Below are 24,541 nucleotides of genomic sequence, written 5' to 3' on the forward strand. Positions count from 1 at the left end.
GGTTAAATCTTGTTAAAACACCGATTAATGCGGTTTTGATTAACATTATTTAACTGACAAAACTTGTACCAGCACGCTGCATGGTATTACATTTGACTAAATCAAAACACCACCGGTTAAGTAACGGTGTTTATTTATGTTTCAACAATTAAAATCATTATGAAAAAAATAGGAGCAACATTATTGATAGCAGCGATAGGAGGAGCTATCGCGTTGGGGGGCTATAAGCTCTTCGAGAATAGACAGCTGGATCGGATGACTTTTGAAGAACAGCAGAGAGTATTTTATGCGAATAATCCGGGTGCAGAAATTATGTCTTCTACCGGAAACCCCGATTTTACACAAGCAGCAGCGGCAGTAACACCGGGTGTAGTACATATCACTGTTACATCTACAGCGCGCGGCTCCCAGCGTGGCGGAGGAGAACCATTTGATCTTTTTGAAGAGTTCTTTGGTATGCCGCAGCAACGCAGACAACAGCCGAGGCAGTCTACCGGATCTGGATCTGGTGTAATTATCTCCCCAGATGGCTACATCGTGACGAATAACCACGTGGTACAGGATGCGGATAAGATTGAAGTAAAACTAACGGATAAGCGCACCTTCGAGGCTAAAGTAATTGGCCGTGATGCCAATACAGATTTGGCGTTGATCAAAGTAAGCGCTAGTAATCTTCCAATTGTCAAGCTCGGCGATTCTGATAATGTGCAAGTGGGCGAATGGGTGTTGGCCGTAGGTTATCCATTAGGTTTGGAATCTACTGTTACAGCAGGTATTGTCAGTGCGAAAGGCCGTCAGATTGGTATTTTGGGAGAGTCGCAGCAGCAACAGCAACAACGTCCACGAGGCTTTGGCAATCCGCAGGGTCAAGAAGAGCAAATGATTAATACGGCGATCGAATCGTTTATACAAACCGATGCGGTGATTAACCGGGGAAATAGTGGTGGTGCGCTGGTTAATGCGCGTGGCGAATTAGTTGCCATTAACTCCGCTATCGCATCTCCGACTGGTGTGTATGCAGGTTATGGATTTGCTATTCCGATTAATCTTGCTAAAAAGGTGTTGGATGATTTTAAGGAGTTCGGTAGTGTAAAACGTGGTTACGTCGGCGTTACTTTCAACGAAATCAACGAAGCATTACGTAAAGAAGTAGGCATTGAAGATGTTTCTGGATTATATGTACGTGATGTTGTGAAAGGTGGCGGTGCAGAAGCAGCTGGTATTCGTAAAGGAGATGTGTTGACGAAAATTGAAGGACGTACCATAGAATCTACTCCTGATTTGCAAGAGCGCGTAGCCAGACTTCGTCCGGGTGATAAAGTAAAATTGACGTACAAACGCGACGGCAAGGAGAAAGAGGTTGCGGTAACCTTAACAGGTGAACAATCAAAAACAGCAGCAAATGAATCGGCAGGCGGATCGGCCAGTGGTGCAGAGATCTTCAACAAATTAGGCGCTAGTTTCGTGCCGGCTTCAGATGCGAAGAAAAAAGAATTAGGAGTGAATTCTGGTGTCGTAATCGCTCAGGTACACCGTGGTGGTTTGTTCGAGTACTTTGGTTATGAGTCTGGATTAGTGATTACCGAAATCAACGGCAAGCCGGTGAGCAATGTGGACGACATAGAAAGTGCTTTGTCTAACACCCGTAGAAATATGATCAATATCGTGGCGGTGCCACGCAGAGGAAGCATTCGTGAGATGAATGTGCCCTTGCAGCAACAATAAAAAGTAGATAGTTTCCATCCCAATGGAAGAGCCTCCCCGTATGGGGAGGCTTTGTTGTTTTCAGACAAATGCAGACATTGCTACGGCGCAATTATAATATCTCCTTATAATGTAGTAATTTCGATCACCAACAAAATGGGAGTAATCATAGATGAAGATACTAATGGTATGCCTGGGTAATATCTGCCGTTCGCCGCTAGCGCACGGCATTATGCAGGCATTGATAGATAAAGAAGGATTAGATTGGCAGGTGGACTCTGCAGGTACAGGCGACTGGCATGTGGGGCAGGCTCCAGATAGAAGATCAATCGCTACCGCAAAGGGTTTTGGAATAGATATCTCCGGCCAACAAGCACAATGGTTTCAGTCAGATATGTTCGATCGTTTTGATAAAATTCTGGTGATGGATCGGCAGAATTACCGCGATGTGATTGCGTTAGCAAAAACAGATGATCAACGAGAGAAGGTGACACTATTTCTAACAGAAGGCGAAGTGCCAGACCCTTATTTCGATGATACCATGTTTGAATCGGTATACGATATGATAGCGGTTCAAGCAAAGATATTATTGAAAACTTGGCAATCAGAGCAGCAGGAGGAAAAGGCATGAATGCGGGAGAAGTAAACAAGAAATGGGGGCACTTGCAAAAGGTGTTGGCTGAGCAGTTCGACATGGATATCCCCGACCTTAAGGTGATGCTGTTTCTCATTGGTGTACAGGAATTAGGCAAAGGTCCGCAGGAATTTTCCAAGCGACAAAAGGAAGAGTTGATGCATATTGCCAACTGCCGCTTGTTCAGCTCTATGGGCTTTTACGAGTTACAGGGCTTAGACGAGGAAGGTTGGCCCCATTGGGAGCTGGTAAAACCTATTCCAAACTACACGCTGATGGAACAAGAGTTAATTATCAAATCATTAATCATAGATTATTTCGAAGATGCACAGGTTATTTAAGACCACTATATTAGCTGTTTTCGCACTGTTGTTAAGCAGTAGTACAACGCTGGCACAATCACCGACTCACTATTACGTGGAGATCCAGACAGATAAAGGAAACGCACTTTTAAAATTATACAATGAGACGCCTTTGCACCGGGATAATATGGTACGTCTGGTGCGCCAGGGTTTTTATGATTCCTTGTTGTTTCACCGGGTGATCAACCAGTTTATGATACAGGGCGGCGACCCGAGTTCTAAGTTTGCGGTAGACAAACAAAGTTTGGGAGAAGGCGGGCCAGGCTATGATGTTCCGGCAGAAATCAAGGAGCAATTGATCCATAAGAAGGGTACTATTGGTGCTGCGCGCGATAATAATCCCGAAAAGAAATCTTCTGGCTCTCAATTCTATCTGGTACAAGGTAAGGTATACTCCGAGGCGGGCCTGGACTCGTTAGAAACCATACGACTGAAAAAGAAGCTAACTCCTCAACAGCGAGAAGCATATACCACGGTGGGTGGAGTGCCCCATTTGGATGGCGAGTATACGGTCTTTGGAGAATTGATTAATGGATTGGATGTCGTGGATGGTATCGCCAAGGTAGAAACCGACGGGCGTGACCGTCCTGTCGCTAATCAGCGGATGGCTATGCGTACGCTAAAGCTGGATGAAGCATTGAAAATTGAATTGGGCGAAGTGCCAAGACGTGGCTTCTTCTCGCGAATCTTCTCCAAAGCTCCAGCACAGGACTATATTCTAACCCCTAGCAAGCGCTAAAAACCATGAAAATTATCACCTATAATGTAAATGGCATACGTGCCGCGCTCAAAAAAGGCTGGTTGGAATGGTTGAAAACGGCTGCTCCCGATGTCATCTGCATTCAGGAAATCAAAGCGACACCAGATCAAGTGCCAGAGTTGGTGTATCTCGAACAAATGGGCTACGAACACTATTGGTATCCGGCCCAAAAGAAAGGCTATAGCGGTACGGCTATCTTCACCCGTAGATCTCCAAAACAGGTGGTGTATGGTTGCGGCCATGAAGATTATGATTTTGAAGGTCGGATGATCCGATTGGATTTTGAGGAGCTATCGGTCATGAGCGTATATTTCCCGTCAGGAACTACAGGCGATATTCGACAAACCTTTAAGTACCGTTTTCTCGACGACTTTCAGGCGTATAGCGACAAATTGATACAGGAACAACCAAAGTTAGTGGTGTGCGGTGATTTCAACATTTGCCATCGTGCGATCGACATTCACAATCCAAAGACAAATGCCAATACCTCAGGCTTCTTGCCGCAGGAGCGCGAATGGATGGAACAGTATCTTCAATCTGGTTTTGTAGACTCGTTCCGGCACCTCAACCCCGAGCCGCATCAATACACTTGGTGGAGCTACCGCGCTGGATCGCGGGGTAAGAACTTAGGATGGCGTATCGACTATAATATGGTATCCAAAGCGTTGGAAAATCAGATTGTACGCTCCAGCATTATGGCAGAGGCAGTACACTCAGATCACTGTCCAACCCTGGTGGAATTGGCGCTGTAGCAGAAACCAATTCCATCTCAAACAGCTGCGCAATATGCCCTTTTAACTTCGCTTTCACTTCTTCCATGTCTAACGCGTGGCCGAGCTCACGCTGCATAGAGGTCACGTCCTTGTCGTCTATGCCACAAGGCACGATATGGTTAAAGTAATTTAAATCCGCGTTGACATTGAAAGCAAAGCCATGCATGGTTACCCAGCGCGAAGCGCGTACGCCCATGGCGCAGATCTTCCGCGCACGATCATTGTCGGCATCGATCCACACACCCGTGAAACCCGGATACCTTCCGGCAACAATGCCGTAATCGGCCAACGTAAGAATTACCGCTTCTTCCAACACCCGCAGGTACCGGTGGATGTCGGTAAAGAAATTATCCAAATCCAGAATCGGATACCCCACGATCTGTCCTGGCCCGTGGTAGGTAATATCACCACCACGATTTATTTTATAAAAAGTCGCCTGGTGCTTTTGCAAGCCTTCCTCATCCAACAATAAATACTCCAGATGACCACTTTTTCCTAATGTATACACATGTGGATGCTCCGTGAAGATCAGGTAATTGGGCGTAGGATTTTCCGTCTTTTGCTGACGGTTCTGTAGCTTGGCTTCAAGAATATGGTTAAATACCGATTCTTGCCGATCCCAAGCTTCCTGGTAATCTACCAAACCCCAATCGATAAATTGCGTGTGTTTGTTTTGCATGAGCATTCAACTAATTTTCCGGCAGCTGCTATCTAGTACAATAGATTGTTGTGTGGATAGCGCGCAGTGTGCAATTCAGAAACCATTTCATAAAGCTTCTCCCGAAACTCTTCGACATTGACCTTATCCGTTGCGGAAACAAAGATGGCTGGAGCGGCATGTCGACCCATCCAGGAATTTTTAAAATCCTCTAGCGTCACTTTCACTTCTTCGCCTTCCTCATCCTGTTCTACCGCAGGCTTGTACGCGTCAATCTTGTTGAAAACAGTTAAAATCGGCTTATCCAACGCATCCAAATCTTTCAATGTATCGTTTACAGCATGGATGTGATCTTCAAAACTATGGTGTGATATATCCACGACATGCATCAAAATATCCGCTTCTCGCACCTCGTCTAAAGTAGATTTAAAACACTCCACCAAATGGTGAGGTAGCTTCCGGATAAATCCTACGGTATCTGACAATAAGAAAGGCAGGTTTTCGATCACGACCTTACGAACGGTAGTGTCTAGCGTAGCAAATAGTTTGTTTTCTATCAACACATCAGACTTGGACAGCAAGTTCATAATCGTAGATTTACCCACGTTGGTGTAGCCCACTAGCGCCACGCGAATGAGTTCACCACGATTCTTGCGTTGCGTTTCGTTTTGCTTATCGATGTGTTGTAAGCGTTCTTTAAAAAGAGAAATCTTATTCAAAATCATCCGACGGTCACTCTCAATTTGGCTCTCACCAGGACCGCGCATACCGATACCACCACGCTGGCGCTCCAAGTGAGTCCACATACGCGTTAGTCGTGGTAACAAGTATTGCAGCTGCGCCAGTTCGACCTGGGTTTTTGCTTGTGCCGTCTTCGCATGGTTCGCAAAGATATCTAAGATCAGGTTGGAGCGATCCAATACCTTCACTTCAAACTCTTTCTCTATATTTCGCAGTTGCGATGGCGAGAGCTCATCGTCGAACACGACAATATCAATCTCCTCTGCCTTGATAAATGACTTGATCTCATCCAGCTTTCCTGATCCAACAAACGTTGCCCGATCTGGCTTTGCTAGTTTTTGCGTAAAAACGCCTTTCACAACACCACCCGCCGTCTGCACCAGAAAATCCAACTCACCCAGGTACTCCTTGGCAGTTTCTTCCGAAACGCCCTGCGGAATCACACTGACTAAAATGGCAGTTTCTTGTTTTGGAGCGGTATCGTATATTTTTGGTTCTTTTCCCATTAAATCTCTCTGTATTGTTTATTGTAAAGTACAAAGATACGTGTTTTTAAGAGATTTTGTCCCAGGCGATAGCTGGGCCCTTATAGGCTAGTTTTTGGAGCAATAGCTGGTGCTGCGGAAGTTGAAGTTCGGGGTCTTGCAGAAAAATATCCATCACGGTTTCGCGCACTTCGGTCAACAATGCCTGATCGGTACTCAGGTTGGCGATTTTCATTTCCAGAATACCGGATTGCTGCGTGCCGGAGATATCGCCGGGTCCGCGCAGCTGCAGATCTACTTCTGCAATTTTAAATCCATCATTCGTTTCTACCATGGTCTCCAGCCGCTTGCGGCCGTCTTTACTCAGTTTATTGCCCGACATTAAAATACAGAACGACTGCTCGGCACCTCGCCCAACGCGGCCGCGTAACTGATGCAGCTGAGAAAGGCCAAAGCGCTCTGCATTTTCGATGATCATCACCGAAGCGTTGGGCACATTGACACCTACCTCGATCACTGTAGTGGCTACCATAATCTGCGTTTCGCCCTTTACAAAGCGCTGCATCTCAAAGTTCTTATCCTTTACGGGCATTTTGCCATGCACCACGCTAATGCGGTACGTCGGCAAGGGAAATTCGCGCATCAGGTATTCCAGTCCGGCTTCCAAATGGAGTAAGTCCAGCTTCTCACTTTCCTTAATGAGTGGATAAACGATGTAAATCTGACGTCCTTTCTGGATTTCTTCGCGCATGAAACCAAAGGCGCGCAGGCGTTGCCCTTCAAAGAAATGAACCGTTTTGATGGGTTTTCGGCCAGCCGGTAATTCATCAATCGCCGAGATATCCAGATCGCCGTACATAGTCATGGCCAGGGTACGGGGAATTGGCGTTGCGGTCATCACGAGCATGTGTGGAGGGATGCTGTTTTTGCGCCACAACTTCGCGCGCTGTTCCACACCAAAGCGGTGCTGTTCGTCGATCACTACGAATCCGATGTTTTTGAATCGCACCTTGTCCTCGATCAAAGCATGTGTACCGATCAAGATATGCAGGCTGCCGTCTTCTAATTGTTCGTGGATCCGGCGGCGTTCTTTAGCAGGTGTTGATCCGGTGAGTAGCGCCACCTCGCACAGCTCTTCGCCTAACAGTTCTTTCACGCCGTGATAATGCTGGGTAGCCAAAATTTCTGTTGGTGCCATCATACAAGCTTGAAAACCATTATCGATCGCCAATAGCATCGCCATTAGTGCCACCACCGTTTTTCCGGAACCCACATCTCCCTGTACCAGCCGATTCATCTGTGCGCCGGTATTGGTGTCAATTCGGATTTCTTTCATCACCCGCTTTTGCGCATTGGTGAGTGGAAAAGGCAACCTACTATTGAAAAACGTGTTGAAATGGTCGCCGACTTGGGTGAATCGGTGTCCGCGGTACCTCTTGGTATTGAGTTGTTTATTGCGCAACAGGCGCAACTGTAGCCAAAAAAGTTCATCGAACTTAAGTCGCCGGGTAGCCGCTTCGTAGGTAGCCTGATCAGGTGGAAAATGAATGCCTAGCAACGCGTCACGCGAAGGAATTAAACGGTGCTTTACCCGTAAGGCTTCCGGTAGGTCGTCTTCCCAATTTGGTAATACCGTTTCTAAGGCTTGGGCAACCAGTTTCTGTAAGCCTTTCGTGTCCAGGTTAAACTTTTTTAGCTTTTCCGTGGAGGTGTAAACCGGTTGCAAGGTTTGGTTGCCGATCTTCTTCTCAGAAGCTTGATACAGCTCCATCTCAGGGTGCGTAATGGACAATGCGCCATTGAACGAACTGGGCTTGCCATACATCACATATACCGCATTGAGTTGTAAGGTTTTTTTGAGCCAGGCGAGTTGCTGGAACCACACCAATTCAACCGTTCCGGTTTCATCTTTTAGTAATCCGACTAATCGTTTTGATCGCTTTTCACCGACTTCTTGCAGGCGAATGAGTCGCCCGAGCACTTGGGCGCCCAACAGCGTCGCGTCAAGTTCGCGAATCTTGTAGAATTGCGTACGGTCGACATAGCGAAAAGGGTAAAGTTGTAGGAGGTCGCCAATGGTAAAAATTTGCAATTCCTTCTTCAAGACGTCGGCCTTCTGAGGGCCAACGCCTTTGAGGTATTCTATCGGAGTGATCGCTGTTAATACAGCCATGGTATGAAGATAGGATTTACGAGCCTTTTTTCCAGGCGATTACCGAGATCTCTACATTCACATTCTTTGGCAAGGTCTTCACCGCGACGGTCTCGCGCGCCGGTTGGTTTTCGACAAAATACTGGGCATATACCTCGTTGATGGTGCCAAAGTCATCCATGTTGCTAATGAAGATGGACGTTTTTACCACATCTTCAAAGCTATAGCCGGCATGGTTAAGAATGGCGGATACATTTTTCAGAACTTGATGCGTTTCATCAGCAATACCGGTAGCTACGAGTTGCATCGTTTCTGGTAAGAAGGCAATCTGGCCTGAAACGTATAAGGTATCTCCGGCTTGTACCGCCTGATTATATGGGCCAATGGCTTTTGGTGCTGCTTCCGTGTTAAATAGCTTCTTTTCAGACATGGAATAAATAGTGTAATGATGAAATATGGTGAGGTCTTTGTATGCTCACAGCTAATGTACGACACAGCGGCAAAAATCTAAAATTTAATTGTCGATGATAGCCAGCGACTATTCTTTTTTTTGAAAGATAAAACCGTAGTTTTGCTTGTTATGAACTTTTTGAATATGAGGCAGCAAATTGGTTTTTTTTGTGTAGGACTAGTGATGATTTTTGTTTTGTTTTCTTGCGGAAGCAAGAATAGGCGAAACAAAGTGTTGGTAAAACCAAATACTGAAGTAACAGGCGTAGCCCAAGGCAGGCCGGAGCTGGAAGGGCCAAAGGAGGCCGAAGTAGCACAGACCTCTCGGGCAGCAGAAGTGGTGAAGGCGACTCAAGTAGCGGAGAAAGAGGTGCCTCAGCCGATACGCGCTCAGCTTCCAGAGGTTCGGCGAGAATTTCGTGCGGCGTGGATCGCTACCGTGGCTAATATCAACTGGCCATCAAAAAATAACCTATCTACAGAGCAGCAGAAACAGGAAGCCATCTCACTGCTAAATCTTTTGCAGTCCAATAATTTTAATGCAGTGATCTTTCAGGTAAGACCATCTGCAGATGCACTATATAACTCCTCTTTGGAGCCCTGGTCTTATTTCTTAACCGGAGAAATCGGTCGTAAGCCGTATCCGTATTACGATCCATTAGAATTTTGGGTAGAAGAAGCACATAAGCGCGGCATGGAGTTGCATGTATGGCTTAATCCTTATCGTGCGCACCATAGCTCAGGAGGTAGCGTAACCAGTTCTTCGCTGGTTAAGAAGTTTTCTCAAAACGTGGTGCGTTTAAAAAATGGCATGTATTGGTTTGATCCGACAGATCAGAACACGCAAGATCATGCGTCGATGGTCGTGCGCGATATTGTGAAGCGTTATGACATCGATGGCGTGCATTTCGATGATTACTTCTATCCATACGCTTCTTACAATGGCGGAGCTGACTTCCCAGACAACACCTCCTGGAATGCCTATCGACAAAAAGGGGGTAACCTTTCGCGTGGAGATTGGCGTCGGGACAATGTGAATCGCTTTATCAAGCGCGTTTATGGAGAAATCAAAGCCGAAAAGAAACACGTCAAATTTGGAATCAGCCCATTCGGAATATGGAAGCCTGGTTACCCAGCAGGCATTACCGGATCGTCTCAGTACGATGAACTGTACGCGGATGCAAAGCTTTGGCTCAATGAGGGTTGGGTAGATTATTTTGCGCCACAGCTGTACTGGGCTATCGATCCCCCACGGCAAAGCTTCCCAGCTCTACTGCGCTGGTGGCAGTCCGAAAACAAACACAACCGCCACCTGTGGCCAGGCCTTAATACCGTGGAAGTACGCACCGCAGATCGCCCGACAGAAATCGTCCGTCAGGTAGAGCTAGCACGGCAGATCTTGCCTAACAGCCAAGGGGTTATTCACTGGAGTATTGCCGGTTTGACAAAGAGTCCGGCGATGGTACAGGCATTGATCAATGGCCCATATAAGGAGAAAGCTTTAGTGCCGGCATCGCCCTGGTTGCAAACGGCTCCTCTGGTCACACCAACTTTGCTCCTCACTAAAGAAAAATCCGGCGGCGTGTTTGCCAAATGGTTACACCGCACGCCAGAAGAAGTATATCATTGGGTAGTATATAGCAAGTACGGTGATAAATGGGAATACACCATCTATGATCAGGATATCACTTCCGCCGATTTTTCTCCCAATAAAGACGGCGCTAAGTTACGTGGCGTAGCAGTACAGGCGATTGATCGAATGGGTAACGCAAGTGATTATTTGGCTTACGACGTGAAATAAAAGGAAAATAGGTATATTGACCTATAAAATGTAAACTAAAAGCATTCATTTGAATGCTTTTAGTTTTTATTCAAACCTATAAAACATGTATTATGAGGCAAACGAGGGGCGTTATTGTCATTTTGCTCTTGACCAGTCTGTTTCAGATAAGCTGCACTTCGGCGAGTAGCAACCGATCGGAATCATCCCAAGAGTCGAAAGACTCTACTAATCAAGTAGTGAATAAAATTTTGACTGGAGCCGATCAAACAATAGCCTATTTGCCGCTGCTCAAAGGAAAAAAAGTTGGCGTAATGGCTAACCAAACTTCTATTGTCGGCGATAGCCTGACACATCTGGTCGATTACTTACTAACAGAAAAAGTCGATGTTCAATTTGTATTTGCACCGGAGCACGGTTTTCGAGGAGAGGTAGAGCGAGGGGAGGCGGTACACAATGAGATCGATGCTGCCACCGGATTGCCGCTACATAGTCTGTATGGTGGCAATGATAAACAAGACGAAATCGTACAGTCTATCGATGTGATGATCTTTGACCTTCAGGATGTGGGCGCCCGATTTTACACCTATATTACTTCTTTGCATCGTGTGATGGAGCTGTGTGCCAAGCATGGCAAAACACTCTTGGTGCTGGATCGCCCCAATCCCTGCGGCGATCAGGTGGATGGGCCCGTACGATCCGATGATCGATTTAAAGCCAATATTTCTTTCCATAAAATAGCGATGGTGCATGGTCTTACGATCGGTGAATTAGCCACGATGATTAATGGGGAAAAATGGTTGGAAAATGGGCGCACCTGTGATTTGACCGTAATCCCGGTGGAGAACTATACGCATGATACCAAATATGAATTGCCTGTGATACCTTCGCCAAGCTTACCTAACTACCTCTCTGTCCGTCTGTATTCATCCCTTTGCTTATTTGAAGCAACAGATGTATCGATAGGTCGCGGGACGGATTGGCCTTTTCAGGTGGTGGGATATCCGGACCAGATTTTTGGAGAATTTAGCTTTGTGCCTGGGGAAAAATCGGGAATGGCCAAACATGTGGAGGGTAAGGGCAAAACAAACTACGGATTGGATCTTCGAGGATTAGATCCTGATGAGCAAAAGTTTACTTTGCGGTATCTATTAGATTTTTACCAAAAAATGCCGGATAAAAAGAAGTTCTTTACACGCCCAGATTTCTTCGATAAACTGGCAGGAACGGATCAGTTGCGGCAACAAATTATTCAGGGATTGTCTGAAGATCAAATTCGGGCATCTTGGAAAGAAGAATTAGACGATTACAAGCTGATGCGCAAAAAATACCTCCTTTATCCAGATTTTGAATCTTAAGAGAGGATATTAGCAGTACACATTACAAACATATGATCACAAGAACGACCGAAAAGGAATCAAATCATCAAGGGCTGGATAAAATGTCTACCACGGATTTGCTGACTAATATGAATAAGGAAGATCAGACGGTGCCGGATGCGGTGGCGGCAAATATTCCGGCCATCGAAAAATTAGTAGATATCACCGTAGATCGAATGAAAGAAGGTGGTCGCCTTTTTTATATTGGTGCCGGAACAAGTGGTCGCTTAGGCGTGTTAGACGCCTCAGAATGTCCGCCAACATTTGGTGTGCCGCACGATTGGGTTATGGGATTAATTGCTGGCGGTGATACCGCGATTCGCAAAGCGGTTGAAAATGCAGAAGATGACGCCGAGCAAGCGTGGACAGATCTTTTACGTTACGATATTAGTTCGAAAGATGTGTTGGTTGGCATTGCCGCGTCGGGTACCACGCCCTATGTAATCGGTGGGTTGGAACGTGCTAACGCCGCAGGGTTGGTAACGGGATGCATCGTGTGCAATGCAGGATCGCCAATTGCCGCAGCAGCACAATATCCTGTAGAAGTAGTGGTCGGCCCGGAATTCGTTACCGGATCTACCCGAATGAAATCCGGCACGGCACAGAAACTCGTACTAAATATGCTGAGCACCGCGGTGATGATTAAGTTAGGACGCGTAAAAGGCAATAGAATGGTCGATATGCAATTGTCTAACCAAAAACTGGTGGAGCGTGGTGTATTGATGGTCATGGAACAGACTGGTGCTAATGAGCAGGATGCGAAAGCGTACCTGGAACAGTACGGTAGCGTGCGCGCGGCCGTGGAGCAGTATGAAAAGTCTTCCGATAACGCCTAAAGGATCTCTATTATGTCGCCTATCATTTTACTTTGTTTCCTGATTGTCTATTTCGGCATTCTACTTTCCATAGCACACTTCACGAGCAGGAAGTCTTCCGATAATGCAACCTTCTTCGTCGCGAACCGGAATGCCAAATGGTATATGGTGGCCTTCGGGATGATTGGTACTGCCCTTTCCGGGGTGACCTTTATTTCCGTGCCGGGAGCCGTGGGCAGCAATAACTTTAGTTATTTTCAGTTTGTATTGGGAAACGCACTGGGCTTTGTATTGATCGCTTATGTACTGCTACCGCTCTATTATCGGCTAAATCTAACGTCTATCTATACGTATTTGGAAGAGCGACTGGGACACAAAAGCTATAAAACGGGCGCCATGATTTTTCTGATTTCGCGTACGATAGGATCGGCCTTTCGCTTGTATCTGGTTGCTATTATTTTGCAAAAGTTCATCTTTGACGCCTGGAACGTGCCTTTTGTGGTCACCATTGCAATATGTCTGCTACTGATCTGGTTATATACCAATAAAGGAGGCTTAAAAACCATTATTATCACCGATCTTTTGCAGACTTTTTTCCTGCTGTTGGCGGTGGTGCTGTCCATTTACTTTATGGCAGACGGGTTAGGCATGTCGGTGGTAGCGGCTTTTGAAGCCGTAAAAGAAAGTTCCTATTCTCAGATTTTTGTCTGGGAGGATTTTCTGGGTACACGAAATCATTTCTGGAAACACGTGATCGGAGGCGCTTTTGTTACCATTGCTATGACAGGCCTTGATCAAGACCTGATGCAGAAAAACTTGAGCATGCGTACGATTGGAGAAGCGCAGAAGAATATGCTGACCTTTACCGGGATCTTCATCGTCATCAATTTGTTCTTTCTATGCGTAGGTGCCTTATTGTATATCTATGCCGCTAAAAACCAGATAGATCTTTCTGCAATGCGCACGCCGGATTACCTATATCCGGAGATTGCCTTAAACCACCTCACGGTGTTGCCGGGCATTATCTTTATGCTAGGGCTTACCGCCGCCACATTCGCCACGACAGATTCGGCACTAACTGCGCTAACGACATCCTTTTGTGTGGACTTTCTTGGTTTCAATAAAAAAGCAGATCCCAATGCACCGGGCCTGATTCGGCAACGAAACTATGTGCATGCCGGATTTTCGGTACTGATGCTGCTGGTGATTATGATCTTCAGGATTGTGAATGATGACTCGGTAGTTAACGCGATTTTCACCGCGGCAGGGTATACATACGGTCCATTGCTCGGTCTATTTGCTTTCGGTATTCTGACTCGGCTAAAGGTACGCGATCACTTGGTGCCTATTATTAGTCTGGTATCGCCCGTCTTGATCTATCTGGTCATCAATACCAATTACCTCTTTACGTTGGGAACCTATCAGGTAGGTTTTGAGTTAATTATCTACAATGGATTGCTGACATTCTTATTGCTTTTATTCACTTCGCCTGGCAGGATGGCTCCGGAAACAAGTGCTCTGGAAGAAGTGCCGCAACGCTGATCTACACCACTTTGTTAAAATACGCTAATGATCAGCTGCTTTTTTGCGAAGAAAGGAAAAATCGTTTATGTTTGAATCTTAACATCTCTTCTACATGCATGACAGTTTAAATGAAACCCTAGCCTATATAAGACGTAAGATAGGCGACTTTCAGCCCGAGTTTGGCATTATTCTGGGAACGGGCTTGGGCAAACTCGTCAATGAAATCGATATCTCCCATCAATTGATGTATGCCAACATTCCTAATTTTCCGATTTCTACGGTCGAATTTCACAGCGGAAAACTGATCTTTGGTACATTAAATGGAAGAACCGTTGTGGCTATGCAAGGAAGATTGCATTACTACGAAGGATATGATATGCAGGAAATCACTTTTCCAGTGCGTATTATGAAGTTGTTGGGCATTCAGAAACTATTTTTGTCTAATGCTTCGGGTTCTTTAAACCCGGATATTAAGAAGGGAGATTTGGCTATTATTGACGATCATATCAATCTTTTACCGGATAATCCGCTCCGCGGAGCAAATAATAGTGATTTCGGACCGCGTTTTCCAGATATGAGCCGACCATACGATACACAGATGATCGATCAAAGCTTGTCTATCGCTAATAAATTAGGATACAGTGCACATAAAGCGGTGTACGTAGCGGCACCCGGTCCGAATTTGGAAACCCGTGCGGAGTACCGATACATGCGTATTATAGGGGGCGACATTGTCGGGATGAGTACCGTGCCGGAGGTGATCGTGGCAAATCATATGGGTGTACCAGTGTGTGCGATTTCCGTAGTTACTGACGAAGGATTTCACGCTGATTTAAAACCGGTATCATTGCAAGAGATTGTGGCGGTGGCTTCCGATGCAGAGCCTAAACTGACCACACTGTTAAAAGAACTGATTGTGTTGCAATAATTTGGCACATAAGATGTATTTTTGTCACGATTTGCGCGTAGTTTACTAATGATGATCTTGTTGAGGACGTTTCTTCTTGGTGTGGTGTTGTGGAGTTTGTCTTTTGTAGCTATTGCACAAGAACAGGAATTTAGTTCGGCATTGGATTCAGCACGCGCTGCGGAGGATAATAAGCAAGATTCTGTGGTTTTCTCTGCGCGCTACGTGCGCTATACCACGCTTGCGGCGCTGAAACAACGTACGCAAACTTTCCAAATCGATACCACACACCATAATTTCCAGTACTATAATAAGCAGCAGCTCCCTTGGAATCCTAGCATACATTTGGGGTCTTACGGCTTGGCTACCCGCGACTTATTGTTCAACCCCAATAAAAGCATTGGTTTTCAGCCGGGCTATTATGGCTTGGATCGGTACCTGATTAAGGCAGATTCTGTGCAGTACTATCGCGCTCGAGCGCGGTATTCGGAGTTGTATGCCGTCGGTTTTTTCTTTGATGATCAGATATTCAGAGCCAAGTTGGCGCAAAACTTACATTCCCGCCTAAACATTGGTGCAGAATATAATGCCGCTAATACCGATGGGTTTTATCAGAATCAGCAATATAGCGACCGTAAGGGTAGTGTATTCTCTTGGTACGAATCGCCGAGCCTGCGGTATAACCTCTTGACGAACTTCACTTTCAATACATTGGACGCCTCGGAGAATGGTTCTATTGTAAATGACCAGGTTTTTTCGGATAACACCGAAAGTCGTGGATCGATGAGTGAGCTTCCTAATTTAAGTGGAACGAATGCCAATCGACCGCGTACCAAATGGAAGGATATAGGTTTTTTCCTGCGGCAATCGCTATATGTTGGGCGTATTGATACGATTAATAAAAATCTTCCAGAAATGGAGATTCGTCCGACAAACGTGATGGCGCATAACACCTATTTGCGAAACCGTCGCTATATGTTTTTCAAAAACGAAGCAGATGCTAACGGCGTGTTCCCTGTGAATAATATGTCGCTAGTAGGAGATACTACGAGTGTAACTACGCTGACGAACGAATTTACATACAGTTTTTTCCTACGCAGCCCATCTCTCGCGAATGAAATTAAGCTGGATTTGGGCTTTCAGAATGATTTGATCTGGTATGGTGAAAACATACAGGGCGGGCCAAATGATCTGGTGCCGCAGCGTGATACTGCCTATCGGACATTTTTTCAAAATAGTATGATTAAAGGAAAGTTGGGCTACCAATTTTCTGATCGTTTAGATGTGAGCTTGGGCGTGAACCAAATCGTATTGGGCGAAAACTTTGGCGACTTTCTATATGAAGCGCAGGCGAATATCTCTGGAGGTGATAATCTGGGGCATATACAATTAGGGGCTTATACACAGAATAAATCGCCGGAGATGATATTTCAGCGTGCCAACCTATCGTACCACCAGTGGCGTCCAGAGAATACCAACTTCAATAACACCACTACACAGAATTTATCGTTTGCCTATGTAAATCCAAAGTTGAGATTTTCGGGTAAAGCCGAATATTTTCTAATGAATGGATTTATGTATTTCAGGGAAATACCTAACCCAGAAAATCTTCCTTCATTGATGAGACAGATTGAGCCAGCTCAGTATGGCGCTCTCAACTTACTGAAGCTTACCCTATCTCAAAACTTTAGTTTCAGGAAGTTTCATCTCGATAACATGGCCGTTTATCAAAAATCTGATGCCATGGCGGTGTTGGCCATTCCAGAGTTGTACACTTGGCATAGCTTCTATTATGCAGACGTGCTCAGCCAAGTCCTAGACTTCAGATTGGGGTTAGATGCGCGAATCAATACGCCATTTCGGAACCCTTCGTATGCGCTTAATGCTGGACAGTTTTACAATGATAACGCAGGAATTGAATTTTCTACTTACCCAATATTTGATATCTGGGCTACGGCTAATATCAAACGCGTAAACTTATTCCTAAGCTATAACTTCGTTAACCAGCATATTTATCCGGCCGGCTATTATACGGTGCGGAGATATCCGATGCAAAATGCTAACCTACGTTTTGGTGTGTCTTGGAAATTCTACGACTAAACTGCTTACATCCAGTCTTTTCATGTGAATAAAGTCATTTTACTCCATCCCAGACGGAGTGTCATGTAATAAGGATTAATATCCGTACTTTTGTAATGAAATGAATAAAATTCAGAATATAGTTTTAAATATATTTGAAAATACAAAAGAAAAATTTGTATTTAGGCATATCCACCTTTTTATTCTAGGAGAACATGGGGGAGATGCCTTACGAAATACATTGGCTACAGTAATCCCAGGTTTAATCCTCTTTTATTGCGGATACCTTCATGAAGCCATTTTGATCGGTTTAGGAGCTTTATTTGCTTCTCTCACCGATCTGCCGGGTAACCGGAAGGATAAATTGCGTTCTGGATGCTGGACTATTCCTTTGTTTGGTATTACGGCGTGGCTTACAGCAACCGCTATTGCTTTCCCCATTGCTTTAATTGCGTGGCTTATAATTGCAGCTTTTGGCTTCACTATGATTTCCATCTACGGCGGTCGGTTTGCAGCGATGGGATTGATGGGGTTGATCTTGGTCACTTTCACGATCGGTCTCTGGCCGACAGATCCACTTTCTTATGGATTGTACATCATGTTGGGTGTCGTATGGTATTTTGTGATTAGCGTATTGCAAGTACTATTCTTTCCCTATCGCTCGTTGCGTTATGCGATCGCAGATAGCTTTTATCGTATGGCTGTAATGCTCAAAAATAAAGCGCAATTTTATGATGAGCGCATACCGCTGGAAAATGCCTATAAGCAATTAGGTACGCTGCATTTGAAGGTGAGTGAGCAGCAGGAGAATGTGCGTAATCTATTATTGCGGGAGAAGCGACTGGTTAATTCGTCGTCGGAGTCTGCTACATATTGGATCAGACAAATTGTGGGAGTGACAGACTTGTATGAGTTATTAGTTGCTTTGGATCATGACTATGATGCCATTCGGAAACAATTAGCTCCAAAAGGGGTGTTGGAATCTATTCGTGCATTAATCCTATTATTATCTGATGAGCTGGATTTGCTCTCCTGGAAAAGTGCCGGTAGCCTACAAGTAACCAAACGCTATACAAAAGATAAGGAGATAGAGCGAATCCTACGAGAGTTGTCCGCGAAGCGAGATACCTTATCAGGAGAAGAGGCACAGATATTGGCTGCCACGATTCGAAATTCACATTATATCGTGAAGTGCATTCAACGCATCCGTTTGGTGCTAGAAGGAAAGGACAGCAAGCAGCATGTGAATGGTCAATACAGTTATTCCCGTTTTGTTGCTCGCGCGCCGAGAGGGGTAGAGGCCTTGCGGAATCAGTTTACCTTTCGTACGCCAGTTTTTCCGTTTGCATTACGATTAGCCCTTCTTTTTGGTATTGGAGGTAGTATCGGGCTTTTTCTACCAGAATATCATTACACCTACTGGATTCTGATTACGCTGGTGGTTGTAGCACGACCTGGATTTGCCAATACTAATACCAGAAATGCCCAGCGAATTATAGGTACTCTGCTTGGTGCTTTATTTGGTTTTGTGCTGTTACTGACGATTTCTTCACCGGGTACATTGCTGTTGGTGGCCGTGTGTGGTTTATTCGGCTTTTTCTTCTTCAACCGAATTGATTATATGCTCAGTGTACTGTGTCTGACGCCAGGGATTATTGTGGCGCTACATGTGTATGAAGGAAATATGGCGGACATATTAGGGAGTAGGATCATCTTTACTTTAATAGGTAGTTTGCTAGCATTAGCGGGTTGGTTTTTCATTCCGGTACGGCAGAGCAAAGGACTAGCTAAGCTGGCAACAGACGTGGTAGACAAAGGAGAAGAGTATCTAACGGTGATTTTTAAAAAAATAGGCAGGCAGGACGTGGATACTAATGATATTCGATTAGCGCGAAAAATGGCACATAGTACCTTGGCCGCATTTTCTTCTGCTATGAATCAATTACGCCGCGAACCTGGTGCGAAACGCTGGAACTGGAAAAACTTATACGCATTCCATTCGCTGGCTTATCGGGTGAATTCGCTAATGATAGGATTGTCGGTAGCTGCAGCAGAAGCGCATCATGGTGAGGAAGCTGCTGCTTTGAAGCCACGTGCTTCTCATATTGCGACGCTGCAAAAAGATTTACAAAAGTTAGCAGCTCAATTGTAAATTGTATCTTGTTGATTATCCGATAAATCGGTTTTTTATTCTATAAATATGGATAAATAATTTTGAAAATCAGATTTTAGGCATATATTTGCACACGCAAACAAAAAGGAGAATTAGCTCAGCTGGTTCAGAGCACCTGCCTTACAAGCAGGGGGTCACTGGTTCGAACCCAGTATTCTCCACCACCAAAAACAGGAGGATTAGCTCAGCTGGTTCAGAGCACCTGCCTTACAAGCAGGGGGTCACTGGTTCGAACCCAGTATTCTCCACCACCAAAAACAGGAGGATTAGCTCAGCTGGTTCAGAGCACCTGCCTTACAAGCAGGGGGTCACTGGTTCGAACCCAGTATTCTCCACCACCAAAAACAGGAGGATTAGCTCAGCTGGTTCAGAGCACCTGCCTTACAAGCAGGGGGTCACTGGTTCGAACCCAGTATCCTCCACTTCAAAAAGCATCAAGAAATTGATGCTTTTTTTATGCCCGCAACTTTTTAAAGATACAACCTAACAACAAAATAATTTTCGCAGGTAAGTGGTATGATCATTCATCTTATGAATTACTCCATATGTACAAAGTAAGCTGGCCGAAAACAGCTATATCGTTTTATTTTTACAATTGAAACTAAGGGACAGTTTATAAAAAAATTAAAAAGGTCTTGTTAATTAATTATTAAATTCAATATCTTTGGCTGATCCTACAATACCTACTTATGAATGCGGTGCAGACACTGGTTATTAAGAATTTATGTTTTGCTAAAATGCAAGCGGTTGCAGAATTGGCCGTTCGCACGGGTAGAAGTATACCAAGTGTGACTAAAACCATCAGCGAATTGATGGCTTTGGGAATCGTCTCAGAATGCGGTTATGCTGTTTCTAGCGGAGGGCGCAGGCCATTACAGTATCGCCTAAATCATCAAAGCCTACCCAAAATACTTTCGGTATCCATCGACCAATATTATACAAGCATCGGTATATATGATCTATCCTTTGAAATTTTGGATACAATAAAAACGATCAGAAATCCGCTGGCGAATAGCAATGAATGTGTGCAGGCCATTATGGGAATGATTAGGGAAGTTTTGACGATAAATGAAGGCTTACCGATTATGGCGATCGGACTTACTATCCCCGGTTTTGTAGATTCCGCTACGGGTCAAAATCACTCTTATTCGGCCGATCACCCTTTATTTAACCTTAGTAAAACTATCGAAGATCATTTCGGCATTCAGACCTGGATGGAGAATGATTCGACAGCCATTGCGATTGCAGAAAAGAACTTCGGTGAGGCACAGCGATCGCAAGATGTTTTGGTGGTGAACTTGAATTGGGGTGTGGGGCTAGGCATGATCATCCACGACCGTTTATTTAAAGGGCATAGTGGCTATGCTGGAGAATTCAGTCATATTCCCCTTTCTGATGAGAATAGATTGTGTTCTTGCGGTAAAAGAGGTTGTCTCGAAGTAGAGGCATCGCTAACGGCAGCAGTAAAGTCTGCGGGTAAGCGACTGGACGAAGGAGAAATTTCGAGCTTGAAAAGCTTGTACGAGGCACAAGGGCACATTCGTGGAGAACAATTGATGCACGCAGCGAACGAAGGTGACCAGCTGTCTATGGAGGTGCTCAATAGGATCGGATTTATGCTGGGCAAAGGTGTCGCCACATTGATTCACATTATCAATCCCGAATACGTCGTCATATCCGGACGCGGGGCGAAGGTTGGTCGGATCTTACTTCCTCAGATCCAGAGCGCTTTATTGCAATACAGTATAGAACGGCTATCCAAGCATACGCGTTTGCTGATCTCGGAATTAGAACAGGTACAATTACTCGGTGGGGCATGTGTGGCTTTGGATAAAGCAAAATGGAACGGTACAATACCGGTGAAAAACTAAGAAACTATTAACCATAAATACAAACAACAAATGAGCAAATTTCACTACAAATGTTGCGCTCTTCTGCTGCTGTTGCTATCGATATGCACCACAGCTACGTTCGCACAGCAAGCTGTCAGCGGTCGCGTGACAGGTGCAAATGGTCCACTCACGGGTGTGACAGTCAGTGTGGTAGGAACCGATCGGGGAGCACAAACAAACACTGATGGTAAATACAGCATAAATGTAGCCGCAGGAGAAGTAGTACGTTTCTCTATGATTGGTTTCGTATCTCAAGACTTTACTATCGCTACCAACAGAACGATCAATGTGGTCTTGAGAGAAGATGCCAGTGATGTCGGTGAGGTCGTGGTTACCGCGATGGGTATCAAGCGGGAAGCGAAAGCATTGGGATATGCCGCTACAACTATTTCTGCTAAGGAATTGACCGAAGCTGGAAATACCAACATCGGTTCGGCATTGTACGGTAAAGCACCAGGCGTGCAAGTTACGACAGCTCCAGGCGGTGCATCTAGTGCGGTAAATCTACAGATCCGCGGTATCAACTCCTTAAGCAACAATCGTCAGCCCTTATTTGTGGTAGATGGTGTGATGATCCGGAATGATCAGCAAGGTGGTGCAGCTGGTGTGAACAACACGGGTGGTATCACTAATCCGGGCGGGCAGGCCATCTGGTCTGACAACAGAATCCGTGGTAATGGTATGTTGGATTTGAATCCAAATGATATCGAATCTATGACGATCTTGAAAGGAGCAAGTGCTACAGCGTTGTACGGATCGGATGCGGCAAGTGGCGTTATTGTCATTACCACAAAGAAAGGTTCTAAGGGTCGTGGATTGGGAATCGATTTCAACTATACGGGTTCTGTCGAGACGGCTGCTTTCCTGCCTCGCTTGCAATATGAGTATGGCCCAGGATATGATGCTGCTACGAATTTGCAGGCTGGTGCTAACGAAGAAGGTTGGATCACGAACAACCCTACTTATCCAGGTGAGCGCTTGTTGAACTACAATGCTTGGGGACAATTCGGCCCTAAATACGACGGTGGTGATGTTCGCTGGTGGGATGGTTCGGTGCGTGCCTATTCTCCTAATAAAGGAAACTACGGAGATATTTTCGAAACAGGTCATAACAGTAACTTCAATGTCAGTATTTCTGACCAAACAGAGAAGCTAAACTACCGTTTTTCTGCATCCAACATGGATTACAAAGCCATTGTACCTGGAAGTAGACAAAACAGAAGTACATTCAACTTGAATAGTACGGTCAAGATGCACGAAGACGTGACTTTAGATGTCGTGGCTTCTTATATCAGCACCAAAACTAAAAACCGTCCGGGATTGATGGGCGATGTATTAGCTTCTTACGGTGGCTTCTTTAGTGGCGCTGAAGATGTAGCTAAAATGCGTGATCAATTGTACCGCACATCTGATGGGTACAAATTTTCTACCGTTGGGTCTAATCGTCCAGAAGAATTTCCTTTGGGATTTCGTGGTACAAACTTGTTAAACTATTTCTGGCAACAGAATCGTAATGAGTACACGGAGAAGGAAGATCGTTTCCTATCTAGTGCGACGATGAACTGGAAGATCGTGGATAAATTGAGTTTGAGAGGTCGTTTGGGAACAGACGTGACTTCGTTAAACATCGAAAACAAAGAGCATAATGAATATGCTACGCGGTTCAATGAAACAAATAGTACCGGTAGATATTCCGTTAATAAAGGATTGTATTCTATCGTGTACGGTGATGCTTTACTAACCTATGCCGACAAAATCTCTGACGATGTGGATTTCAGCTTGACTGGAGGTTTCCAGTCGCGGATGGAAGACTATAATGATCAATCGTCGAGTACAGAGGGTGGTTTGGTTACGGCAAACTGGTTTAGTTTAAGCAACACCTTTGCGCAAGCTACCACGACGAGCATTCGTAAACAACTGATCAAGTATGCGTATTTCGGATTAGCTAACTTTAGCTACCGTAATTACTTGTTCTTGGAGGCTACCGGTCGCCAAGAATACTCTTCTTCCTTACCCGTAAAAAACAGCCCTTACCGATATGGATCCGTAAACACGGGTTTTGTATTCACCGAAGCATTTGACACGCCAGAATTCTTCAATTATGGTAAGTTGCGTGCATCTTACGGTTTGGTGGGTAATGATGCAGCCATGTACGTGTCCAATATCGCTTTCAGGCAAAGTGCTATCATCACAGGCAATGGTCCGGTACCGGCATTGAACGTGAATGAAAACTATGGAAATTTTGAGCTTAAGCCAGAGATGAAAACCGAGGTAGAATTTGGTTTGGATTTGAAATTCTTGAATAGCCGTTTGGGATTGGATATCTCTTACTACAACAATAAGATCAAAGATCAGATCATGCCATTGTCTAATGCATATTCTACAGGAGCGGTTACACAAATTGTGAATGTGGGTAGTATCTCTAACCGTGGATGGGAAGTGTCTTTGACAGGTACGCCAATTCGTAGCGAGCATTTTACCTGGAATACGCGTTTGAACTTCTCGAATAATCGCTCTCGTCTAGATGAGTTAATCGACGGCGTGCCTAGTTTGATTTTCTACGATGCAGATCAAAGTTCGATTCGCATGGAATCGCGTCCGGGTCAATTGTTGGGCGATATCTTTGTGTATCCACGTGCTACCAATGCAGAAGGTCAATTGTTGATCTCTGATGAAGGTAACTACATCATTGATAAAAGCAGGTACATTAAAGCGGGTAATATTATGCCGAAAGCTATCGGTGGTTTGAGCAACACCTTTGCCTACAAAGATTTCGCAATCGATTTCACGGCAGATTATCGTTTTGGTGGACAAATGATCTCTACGCCACACAAATATGCTTACGGTGCGGGTCGTCTAGAAAGTACCTTAGAGTATCGCGAGACAGGCATCACGTTGGAAGGAGTGAATGAAAATACCGGTGAAGCGAATACGGTAAACCTTAGTGGTGCCGAATACTATATGAATAATTTCTACTGGGGTAATGATGCGTGGAATGAAAAAGCAGCGGTATTAGACAATAACTTCATCAAACTACGTGAGGCAGTAATTAGCTACAGACTACCGAGCTCATTCAGCGATCGCTTGAAGATGAATAATCTACGTGTATCCTTAGTAGGTCGTAACCTGTTCTACTTCTATAGAACCATCAAAAACATTGATCCAGAGTCACCAGTCGGAAATTTCTGGTATTCTCAGGGAATCGATATCGGCTCTACGGCAGCCACCAGAAGTTTTGGCTTCTCGTTAAATGCTAATTTCTAGGACGTACAG

At 45.0% G+C, this 24,541-nt stretch carries 18 protein-coding genes and 4 tRNA genes; 18 read left to right on the forward strand and 4 right to left on the reverse strand.

The window, feature by feature from the left end:
• The first annotated feature begins 159 nt into the window (after positions 1 to 159).
• From M8998_RS11190 to M8998_RS11210, 5 genes are all read left to right on the forward strand, one after another.
• The gene (locus M8998_RS11190) at positions 160 to 1,725 is read left to right on the forward strand and encodes a Do family serine endopeptidase (RefSeq protein WP_249992756.1); all 1,566 of its coding nucleotides are present in this window, start codon (positions 160 to 162) and stop codon (positions 1,723 to 1,725) included.
• Positions 1,726 to 1,876: 151 nt separating this feature from the next.
• On the forward strand, positions 1,877 to 2,335 hold the full coding sequence (locus M8998_RS11195; protein ID WP_249992758.1) for a low molecular weight protein-tyrosine-phosphatase: 459 nt from the start codon (positions 1,877 to 1,879) through the stop codon (positions 2,333 to 2,335).
• Positions 2,332 to 2,679 (forward strand): hypothetical protein, encoded by a 348-nt coding sequence (locus tag M8998_RS11200; RefSeq protein WP_249994111.1) that lies wholly within the window; start codon positions 2,332 to 2,334, stop codon positions 2,677 to 2,679. The genes M8998_RS11195 and M8998_RS11200 overlap by 4 nt, the downstream gene beginning before the upstream one ends.
• The gene (locus M8998_RS11205; protein WP_249992760.1) at positions 2,663 to 3,439 is read left to right on the forward strand and encodes a peptidylprolyl isomerase; all 777 of its coding nucleotides are present in this window, start codon (positions 2,663 to 2,665) and stop codon (positions 3,437 to 3,439) included. The genes M8998_RS11200 and M8998_RS11205 overlap by 17 nt, the downstream gene beginning before the upstream one ends.
• A gap of 5 nt (positions 3,440 to 3,444) precedes the next feature.
• Positions 3,445 to 4,212, forward strand: coding sequence for an exodeoxyribonuclease III (locus M8998_RS11210; protein WP_249992762.1), 768 nt, complete (start codon positions 3,445 to 3,447; stop codon positions 4,210 to 4,212).
• Here M8998_RS11210 and lipB read toward each other — a convergent pair.
• Genes lipB through M8998_RS11230 form a run of 4 tightly spaced genes read right to left on the reverse strand, consistent with a single transcriptional unit; the run spans position 4,154 to position 8,699 of the window.
• Positions 4,154 to 4,912: a lipoyl(octanoyl) transferase LipB gene (gene lipB, locus M8998_RS11215; RefSeq protein ID WP_249992764.1), complete on the reverse strand. Its 759-nt coding sequence runs from the start codon at positions 4,910 to 4,912 to the stop codon at positions 4,154 to 4,156. The genes M8998_RS11210 and lipB overlap by 59 nt on opposite strands.
• A gap of 32 nt (positions 4,913 to 4,944) precedes the next feature.
• Positions 4,945 to 6,138, reverse strand: a complete 1,194-nt coding sequence (gene hflX / locus M8998_RS11220; RefSeq protein ID WP_249992766.1) for a GTPase HflX — start codon at positions 6,136 to 6,138, stop codon at positions 4,945 to 4,947.
• 46 nt (positions 6,139 to 6,184) lie between these two features.
• Complete coding sequence (recG, locus tag M8998_RS11225) at positions 6,185 to 8,290, reverse strand: ATP-dependent DNA helicase RecG (RefSeq protein WP_249992768.1); 2,106 nt, start codon at positions 8,288 to 8,290, stop codon at positions 6,185 to 6,187.
• Between the two features lie 16 nt (positions 8,291 to 8,306).
• Positions 8,307 to 8,699: a RidA family protein gene (locus M8998_RS11230; RefSeq protein ID WP_249992770.1), complete on the reverse strand. Its 393-nt coding sequence runs from the start codon at positions 8,697 to 8,699 to the stop codon at positions 8,307 to 8,309.
• Between the two features lie 165 nt (positions 8,700 to 8,864).
• Here M8998_RS11230 and M8998_RS11235 point away from each other — a divergent pair, with 165 nt between their 5' ends.
• The 13 genes from M8998_RS11235 (at position 8,865) to M8998_RS11295 (ending at position 24,532) form a co-directional block, all read left to right on the forward strand.
• On the forward strand, positions 8,865 to 10,520 hold the full coding sequence (locus tag M8998_RS11235) for a glycoside hydrolase family 10-like protein (RefSeq protein ID WP_249992772.1): 1,656 nt from the start codon (positions 8,865 to 8,867) through the stop codon (positions 10,518 to 10,520).
• A gap of 92 nt (positions 10,521 to 10,612) precedes the next feature.
• Positions 10,613 to 11,857, forward strand: a complete 1,245-nt coding sequence (locus M8998_RS11240; protein WP_249992774.1) for an exo-beta-N-acetylmuramidase NamZ family protein — start codon at positions 10,613 to 10,615, stop codon at positions 11,855 to 11,857.
• Between the two features lie 32 nt (positions 11,858 to 11,889).
• Positions 11,890 to 12,714 (forward strand): N-acetylmuramic acid 6-phosphate etherase, encoded by an 825-nt coding sequence (gene murQ / locus M8998_RS11245; RefSeq protein WP_249992776.1) that lies wholly within the window; start codon positions 11,890 to 11,892, stop codon positions 12,712 to 12,714.
• A gap of 12 nt (positions 12,715 to 12,726) precedes the next feature.
• Positions 12,727 to 14,235, forward strand: a complete 1,509-nt coding sequence (locus M8998_RS11250; protein WP_249992778.1) for a sodium:solute symporter — start codon at positions 12,727 to 12,729, stop codon at positions 14,233 to 14,235.
• A 94-nt stretch (positions 14,236 to 14,329) separates the two neighbouring features.
• Positions 14,330 to 15,145 carry a purine-nucleoside phosphorylase gene (locus M8998_RS11255; protein ID WP_249992780.1) on the forward strand — a complete coding sequence of 272 codons (816 nt, stop codon included), beginning with the start codon at positions 14,330 to 14,332 and terminating at the stop codon, positions 15,143 to 15,145.
• A gap of 48 nt (positions 15,146 to 15,193) precedes the next feature.
• A complete protein-coding gene (locus M8998_RS11260) occupies positions 15,194 to 17,224 on the forward strand; it encodes a putative porin (protein ID WP_249992790.1) in 2,031 nt (676 codons plus the stop codon).
• A gap of 100 nt (positions 17,225 to 17,324) precedes the next feature.
• A complete protein-coding gene (locus tag M8998_RS11265; RefSeq protein WP_249992793.1) occupies positions 17,325 to 19,355 on the forward strand; it encodes an FUSC family protein in 2,031 nt (676 codons plus the stop codon).
• A 107-nt stretch (positions 19,356 to 19,462) separates the two neighbouring features.
• Positions 19,463 to 19,540, forward strand: a tRNA-Val gene (locus tag M8998_RS11270).
• Between the two features lie 9 nt (positions 19,541 to 19,549).
• Positions 19,550 to 19,627, forward strand: a tRNA-Val gene (locus M8998_RS11275).
• Between the two features lie 9 nt (positions 19,628 to 19,636).
• Positions 19,637 to 19,714 (forward strand) — tRNA-Val (locus M8998_RS11280).
• Between the two features lie 9 nt (positions 19,715 to 19,723).
• Positions 19,724 to 19,798: transfer RNA gene (locus tag M8998_RS11285), tRNA-Val, on the forward strand.
• A gap of 267 nt (positions 19,799 to 20,065) precedes the next feature.
• Positions 20,066 to 21,247 (forward strand): ROK family protein, encoded by a 1,182-nt coding sequence (locus M8998_RS11290; RefSeq protein ID WP_249992795.1) that lies wholly within the window; start codon positions 20,066 to 20,068, stop codon positions 21,245 to 21,247.
• Between the two features lie 30 nt (positions 21,248 to 21,277).
• On the forward strand, positions 21,278 to 24,532 hold the full coding sequence (locus M8998_RS11295) for a SusC/RagA family TonB-linked outer membrane protein (RefSeq protein ID WP_249992797.1): 3,255 nt from the start codon (positions 21,278 to 21,280) through the stop codon (positions 24,530 to 24,532).
• The last annotated feature ends 9 nt before the right edge of the window (positions 24,533 to 24,541 follow it).

This window comes from Sphingobacterium sp. lm-10 (genome assembly GCF_023554555.1).
Classification (GTDB): Bacteria; Bacteroidota; Bacteroidia; order Sphingobacteriales; family Sphingobacteriaceae; genus Sphingobacterium.